Annotated in this window: 4 protein-coding genes; all 4 read right to left on the bottom strand. The window is 46.0% G+C overall.

The annotated features are described in order from the left end of the window. Nucleotides 1-1688, bottom strand: a 1688-nt coding sequence (locus ACTIE6_RS11870; RefSeq protein WP_439556840.1) for a bifunctional rhamnulose-1-phosphate aldolase/short-chain dehydrogenase, incomplete at its 3' end; no start/stop codon positions are given. A gap of 238 nt (nucleotides 1689-1926) precedes the next feature. Continuing rightward, entirely contained in the window at nucleotides 1927-3921 is a 1995-nt protein-coding gene (locus ACTIE6_RS11865; protein ID WP_439556839.1) for a T9SS type A sorting domain-containing protein, read from the bottom strand. Between the two features lie 76 nt (nucleotides 3922-3997). Next, complete coding sequence (locus ACTIE6_RS11860) at nucleotides 3998-6079, bottom strand: prolyl oligopeptidase family serine peptidase (RefSeq protein ID WP_439556838.1); 2082 nt, start codon at nucleotides 6077-6079, stop codon at nucleotides 3998-4000. Between the two features lie 33 nt (nucleotides 6080-6112). Then, on the bottom strand, nucleotides 6113-7999 hold the full coding sequence (locus ACTIE6_RS11855; RefSeq protein WP_439556841.1) for a CocE/NonD family hydrolase: 1887 nt from the start codon (nucleotides 7997-7999) through the stop codon (nucleotides 6113-6115). Nucleotides 8000-8022: the final 23 nt, after the last annotated feature.

Genomic DNA, 8022 nt, shown 5'->3' with positions numbered 1-8022 from the left:
GAAACGAGGAACTGCCCTTTGACCAAAACATCCTGCAGGATATCGTAATCCTTGATCGTGGTTTCGGCAATGGGTTTCGAGATCGAAAGTCCGGCGCAGTTTACAACAATATCAAGTCCGCCATATTTCAGTTTTGTTGCGTGCAACGCAGCTTTGATCTGCTCGTCGTCAAGTACGTTGGCGATGGTTGTATCGGAAAAATCTTTACCGAATTTGGCATCGAATTCAGCTTTGGTTTCAGCCAATGCTTTTTCATCAATATCCGAAATCACCACGCAAGCGCCTTCCTGCAACAGTTTCTGTGCGATAGCTTTTCCGATACCGCCTGAACCTCCTGTAACAAACGCCACTTTGCGCGATACTGATTTCTCTTTCGGCATTCGCTGCAACTTCGCCTCTTCCAATAACCAGTATTCAATGTCAAAAGCTTCCTGCTCAGGGAGTGAAACGTAAGAAGAAATCGCCTCTGCGCCTTTCATTACATTAATTGCATTGATGTAAAACTCAGCTGCAACTCGAGCGGTTTGTTTGTCTTTGGCAAAAGAAAACATCCCGACACCTGGCAGCAGGATAATAACCGGGTTTGGGTCACGTACTGCCGGACTGTTATCGTGCTTGCAGCGATCGTAATAAGCCTGGTAATCGGCGCGGTAAGCTTCAAATTGCGGGCGGATCTGATCCAAAATCTCCTGGTCTGTTGCAGTCAGCTTTTCAAATGGAAGGTCCAGTACCAGCGGGCGGATTTTTGTTCTCAAAAAGTGGTCCGGGCAGCTGGTACCAAGCGGCGCCAGTTTGTCAAGATCGTTGCTCGCAATGTATTCCAAAACACGCTCGTCGTCAGTAAAGTGGCCGATCATCGCCTGCTTTTCAGAAGCCAGTCCGCGCAGGTAAGGGACTAATTTGCCCGCGATCTCTGTACGACGCTCCTGCGGCTCGCTCTGGAGTTTCTGTCCTCCGAAAACCGGGCGGTTTTTGCCGTAGTTCTCATTCAGGTATTCAGAAGCTTTTTCAATTGTATCTAATGTATTAATGTAAGATTCGTAAGCAGTATCTCCCCAGGTAAACAAACCGTGTCCACCCAAAACGATTCCGCGTATATCAGGATTTTCAGCCAGCGCTTGTTCCAGCTTCAATCCAAGATCGAAGCCCGGACGCTGCCAGGGTACCCACGCCAGTTCACCGTTAAACAGCTCTTTTGTAATAGCCTCCCCCTCTTTAGGGGCCGCGATCGCGATCAATGCGTCGGGATGAAGGTGGTCAATGTGCTTGAACGGAAGCAAACCATGCAGCGGGGTATCAATGGAAGGTGCTTTTGATTTCAGATCGTAGATACAGTGGTTGAAAAGCTCCACCATTTCGTCTTCAAATTCAAGACCTCTGTATATATTTTTAAGACTATGCAGCCTGTCGACGTACAGACCAGCCAGCCCGCTTCTTGTCAATGTACCTATATCGCCGCCTGAGCCTTTGATCCACATTACCTCCACCGGATTACCTGTAAGAGGATCTTTTTCAATGGTCTTACAGCTTGTGTTACCACCTGCATAGTTGGTTAGCCGGAGGTCTGCTCCCAACAGGTTGGAACGGTAAAGAAGAAGCGCCACCTGGTCGTCGCCGAGCGAAGCTGCTTTTTCATCATCCCACAAATAGCTTACATACCGGTACTGGCTCACTTTAGAACTGCTCATATATTTTTTGTTAATTATTTTGTCGATTTGAGGTGAATAGCACTTTCCAGAAAGGTTTTAACCGGTCGGTTCTTACTCTGGAAAGGTGCACAAGATTAGAAAACTTAGCTATCCACACCGTCCTGTTGTATCCTGCATGTAGAAATAAATTGAGATTTAATGGGAGATTAGGAAGTTAATAAAAATGGTCTGCCCCTTTGATGAGGCAGACCATTTCAATGCGAAATATCCTTAGTAGTTATTTCGAAATCGCAATGTTTTTTATCCTATCACCTATTTTCAGGGTGTAAATACCAACTGGTAGGCCGCTTACATTTACAGGCTTTAAAATCCCTGATTGTTGCTTTAAAACTAGCTCGCCACGCATGTTGAAAATAGAAAGTTCATCATGTGTTGACAGCCCTGAAACTGTAATGTAGTCGCGTGCCGGGTTGGGATAGACGCTTAATTCCGGCTCGTTCTTAACCATTATGATTTTGGAATAATCGCTCCTGCCATCATAGTCCAGTTGTTTCAGGCGGTAGTAAGTAACACCGAACGGAGTGTGATCGATGTAGCGATAGCTTCTATCCTCGCGGGTATCTCCGCCCCCGTCTATGAAGCCTACACGTTCAAATGTGCGGCTATCCTGGCTTTTTTCAATTTCAAATCCTTTGTTTGAGGTTTCGGAAGCAGTCTTCCAGGATATTACATTACTGGTTTTTTCCTGCTTTCCCCTAAAATAAATGAGCGTCACCGGAAGGGAGCTTTCTACATTTTCACTGATCAGCGTTAACCCTGTTGCAACAGAATTTGTGACCTCGACGTGGTAATTTCCCGTTTCCGCAGGCGTGAATGTACTGTCTCCGACTTTTGTTTCGACCAGGCTGCCAAAGTTGTACCATTTATAAGTGTTTTTAGATAATGTACCTCCCGCATTTACAGACAACATTCCATTGCTTTTCGTCACAGGTATCTTCTTTTGATAAGCATATCCTGCAAACCTGTTTTCACTGGTTTCCAAACCTTCAAAAGTGAAATTATTCTCACTGATAAAGATCCGCCTGGTCCTCAGCGCGCCTAAGCTCGGAATGGGACTTGTGAGATTGTTTTTAGAAAGGTAAATACGAAAAGCGTTCGTCAGCTTGTTGAATGAAGCTGGTATGGTGCCTGTATGTCCATTTTCCTCCAAATGCAGTTCTTCAAGATTTATCAGGTTACCGATTTCTGAGGGTATCGGGCCCGCATTTCCCAAACCTGTAATGGACAGGGAAGTAAGGTTTATCATACTTCCGATCTCCGATGGAATCGGTCCGGCTCCGGCAAGATTGTCCATGGCTAGTGAAGTTAAATTCGCCAGATTCCGGATTGCTGCCGGAATGGACTGTGTTCCTGTAAAGTCTGAAAATTTCAGTGAGGTTAGATTCGAAAGATTGCCAATCGATGTTGGAATGGCGCCTACCCCTTGCATATTAGATAACGAGAGTAATTTCAAGCTGCCCAGATTCCCGATTGCAGATGGAATCGTACCGACCGTAACAGGAGCGTCCATAGTCAAAGATGTGAGGTTTGCCAGGTTTCCGATTTCGGCCGGGATAGTACCTGCAAAAGAGGTACTGTAAATGCTCAGACTTGCCAGGTTGGTCAGGTTTCCAACTTCAGCCGGAAAAGCCCCGACATTCGCCCGTGCGCCATTTGTACCCCTATTGTCGATAACCAGCGTTTCCAGCTTTGACAGATTCCCGATTGAGGACGGAATTTGCCAGGTAGCTGAAAATGACAGCGATTTTAAGTTGGGGAGACTGAAAAGAACTTGTGAATTCGTTTGATCAAAGAAGTTGTTTGTCAAATCCAGGGTTTCCAGATTAACCAGATTTGCAAATTCCAGCGGCAATTCTCCATGCAAGGTTGGCCTTGTTTGTTGAAAAAAACCGCCTCCCGGAAGAATAAGTGACTTCAATGCAGTAAGATTCCCGAACTCTCCCGGAATGGTACCCGACACATCCTCACCTACCAGAGAAAGACTTACAACACGGTTGTTCTCACATTCCACCCCATACCAACCGCATGGGCTGTCACCTGGATTACCAGGAACTTGCCACGCGGGATAATCAGAAGGTCTTTGCTGAAAAAACCAACGTTCACCATCAGCAGCGTTGAAGAATGCCACAAGTGCGAGCCGGTCTTGTTCTAATGTCTGCGAGTAGGTGTTGAGAGAAGATAGTAACAGAATGAATGATAAAAGTTTTTTCATAATGGCATGATAGAGTTAGAGAATTTCTAAACAGAAATCATGACATTAAATTACAACTAGTTACATTTCTACTCCCCTACTTCCAAACCAGCTCCATATTCGCGAACATGAATGCATAGATATCCGCTTGCGTCTCCAATGCTTTTTTGGTGTTGCTGGCACCGTGGCCGGAGTTGGTGTCGATGCGGATTAATAATGGATTGTTCGATGAGGCGCCGGCTTTGGCTTGTAGCTCGGCTGCGTATTTGAATGAGTGCGCAGGAACTACGCGGTCGTCGTGATCGGCTGTGGTGATCATTGTTGCAGGATATTTGCCGCCCTCTTTGATGTTGTGCAAAGGTGAGTACGCGTAAAGTGCTTTGAATTCCTCCGCATTATCACTGCTGCCATAATCCGCGATCCAGTTCCAGCCGATCGTAAACTTGTGAAACCGCAGCATATCCATCACGCCTACTGCGGGGAAAGCTACTTTGAATAGTTCAGGCCGCTGGTTCATAACTGCACCCACAAGCAAGCCGCCATTGGAGCCGCCCTGAATGGCGAGCCTTTCCGGCGAAGTATATTTTTCTTTGATCAGGTACTCGGCTGCCGCGATGAAGTCGTCGAATACATTTTGCTTTTTAAGCTTCATTCCCTGCTCGTGCCACTTTTCACCGTACTCACTTCCGCCGCGCAAATTAGCTTGTACATAAACGCCGCCCTGGTTCAGGAAAGGAATGCGGGTGGGACTAAATGATGGCGGCAGACTTACATTAAAACCACCGTAGCCGTAAAGAATGGTCGGGTTGCTGCCATCGAGCTTTAAGCCTTTTTTGTAGGTAATAAATGCAGGAATTTTCGTACCATCCTTGCTTGGGTAAAACACCTGTTTTGTTTCATATTCCGCAGGCTTGAATGCGACTTCGGGCTCGCGGAATACTTCGCTCTTTTTAGAGGCGATATCATATCTGAAAATCGTTGGCGGATAATTGAATGAGGTAAATGTGTAAAAAACAAAGCTATCCCCACGCTCGCCGCCAAAGCCGCTTGCTGAACCCAGCGAAGGTAATACAACCTCATTTTCCAGCTTGCCGGAAAGATCATACACGTACGCTCTTGTTGTTACATCTTTGGAGTAAGTCGCGAAAAGCTTTCCGCCCGCAGTACCTGCGCCCTGCAAAGGTTCGGGTTTCTCCGGCAAAACGGCCTTCCATTTTCCTGTTTTGGATTCAAACAACATTACCTTACTATTAGGTGCATTTTCATTGGTTTCAATCAAAAAGTCAGCACCTACATTGTCGATTACACCGTAACTAAAATCCGTGATTTCTTCCTTGATCGGCGTGAATCTGGTTTCTCCTTTCTTCAAAACCCAAACTCCATTTCCATCTTTCCCTTTACCCCGATCGCTGATGCTTAGTATCGCATATTCTTCATCTTCGGTGGTACCTACCGTGTGAAAACGCTGCGGATTTTTACTGTCTTCATACACCAGCCTGTCTGCACTTTGGGGCGTGCCTATTGTATGGAAAAACACCTGATGGTTTTCATTCTTCGAAGCCAATGCACTTCCGTCAGGTTTTGGATACCTGCTGTAATAAAATCCATTCCCCTGCCAGGCTGCGCCGGAAACCTTCACCCATTCTACTTTGTCAGACAACATAGCGAGCGTTTTCATATCCATTACGCCATATTCCTGCCAGTCCGATCCGCCTTTTGACAAACCAACTACTGCATACCCGCCATCTTTCGAAAGACTAAATGCAGCCAGCCTGGTGGTTCCGTCCGGTGAAAGTTTGTTGGGATCAATTACAACTTCCGGTGTTCCATTCAAGCCTTTCTGACGATATAGTACAGCCTGATTTTGCAGACCATCATTTTTGTAGAAATAGAAGTACTCTCCTTTCTTCGAAGGGGCCGAATACTTTGGGTAATTATATGCTTTTTCAAGATCTGTGAAAATCTTCGCTTTAAATGGGATCTTATTCAAATACCCGAAAGTAACCTCATTCTGCGCCTTCACCCAGGCTGCAGTTTCGTCAGAGCGGTCGTCTTCCAGCCAGCGATAAGGGTCTGCTACTTTGGTTCCGTGGTACTCGTCAGTATGTTCTACTTTTTTGGTCTGCGGATATGTGATTTCTTGTGCGGACAGGCTCAGGCTTGCAGCAGTTAGACTCATTGCCATTAATTTAAATTTCATAAAAGTGGAGTGTTATTTGATCATATCAACTTCCAGTGCGCTCGCCGCGTCTGCCTGGTGGTAGACAGTCTGCGTGGCAGTTGTAAAATCAGAATCGGCAGCTTTGTAAATGTTCTCGACGTACTTCTGGGGATTTCTGTCAAAGAGCGGGAATGCAGTACTTTGGACCTGCACCATAATCTTATGCCCTTTTTTGAAAGTATGCAGCACATCCTGTAACCTGAACTTAATATCCGTCATCTGTCCGGCAACCAGCGGCTCGGGCTTTTCAAAGCTGTTCCGGAATCTTGCCCGCATGATTTCGCTCCTGACCATTTGCTGGTAGCCCGCCAGTACTGTTTTGTTGTCTTTCAGGTATTCATGATTTTGTTCATTACCCGGATAAACGTCGATCAGCTTCACAAAGAAATCAGCATCGGTGCCGGTAGAACTGATTTTCAACAATGCATTGATTTCTCCTCCCAATGTAATATCCTGATCCAGCACGTCAGTCTCAAAAACAAGCACATCAGGCCGCGCTGCCGCGAAACGCTGGTCTTCGGACATATATTCAAATGGCGTAAAGCCTGACATTTGCTTGTAGTTTGAAGTATAAGGAACCGGTTTTAAAGGATCGCTTACATAAGCAGTGGCAGACTTGCTTTCGGCAGGTGCATTAAAGCTGAGTTTGCCTTTTGCCTGGAAATAGAGCTTCCTTCTTTCAGCATTGGCGACCGGCCATTTATCATAGGTTTTCCATTCTTTTTTACCTGTATCAAAAAGATAGGCTTCCGGCAAACCCGTTTTTCCATCGCCAGCTTCTTTCAGAAAGTGTTTGAAAAATTTGGCTTCGATGTTGTTTTGGTAAAAAGTGGCGACACTATCTCCGAAGTAAATATCATTATGCATAGTGTGGCCTGTCTCTGCACTCCACCGGCCGTGACCGAACGGACCTACAACCAATGTATTGTATGCGGACGGATTGTTCTTCTCAATGGTTTTGTAAGTATTTAGCGGACCATACAGATCTTCCGCATCAAACCAGCCGCCTACGGTCATAAATGCATGTTTTAATCCTTTTAAATGCCGGAGTATATCCCTTTTCTGCCAGAACTCATCATAGTTGGGATGATCCATTGTTTCCTGCCAGTACCAGTTTTTGGAATAATACTTATCGAAATTTTTAAGCGAACCCATTTTCAGGTTGAAAGTATAACCGTCGGGCTCCGGACTGATCATTTCACTGGCAAACCAGGAAGTGGTGGTTGGCTTTGGCGGCTTAATGCCAAATACAGGAAAAGTAAGGTAATAACCCTGCGTAAACACGCCATTGTGGTGGAAATCATCGAAGAAAAAATCGGCAATCGGCGCTTGTGGAGAGGATGCCTTTAGAGCTGGGTGCCCCGACAATGCGCTGGCAGTAGTATAAAACCCGGGATAGGAAATACCCCATTGCCCTACCCTGCCATTGTTGTTCGGGACGTTTTTGAGCAGCCACTCAATGGTATCGTAAGTGTCGGAGGACTCATCTACGTCCGACTTCTTTTTCTTTTGCGCGATATGTGGGGTCATATTGGTCCATTCCCCCTCGCTCATATATCTTCCCCGCACATCCTGATACACAAAAATGAACTTGTCACGCATTAAGGCCGGACTTGGACCCAGTTTCATAGGGAACTTGTCGGCACCATACGGAGCTACGCTGTAACAGGTGCGCTGCATTAAAAAGGGATATTTTTTATCGGGAGATGCATCCTTCGGTGTATATACGATGGTATGCAGCTTGATCCCGTCGCGGACGGGAATGTCATATTCCGCCTTGGTGTAGTTTTCCCTGATCCACGTTTCATTGGACGAAGGCTGCGCACGAGCAGCAACAAGCACAAAAAGAAGTATCGCAGTTAGTAGCGCTCTGAACATATCCACCCTGATTATTTTCTTTT

Origin of the sequence: Dyadobacter sp. (assembly GCF_051859145.1) — a bacterium.
Taxonomy (GTDB): domain Bacteria; phylum Bacteroidota; class Bacteroidia; order Cytophagales; family Spirosomataceae; genus Dyadobacter.
Note: the sequence above shows the minus strand (reverse complement) of the source record. Positions and strands in the feature narration are given on the sequence as shown.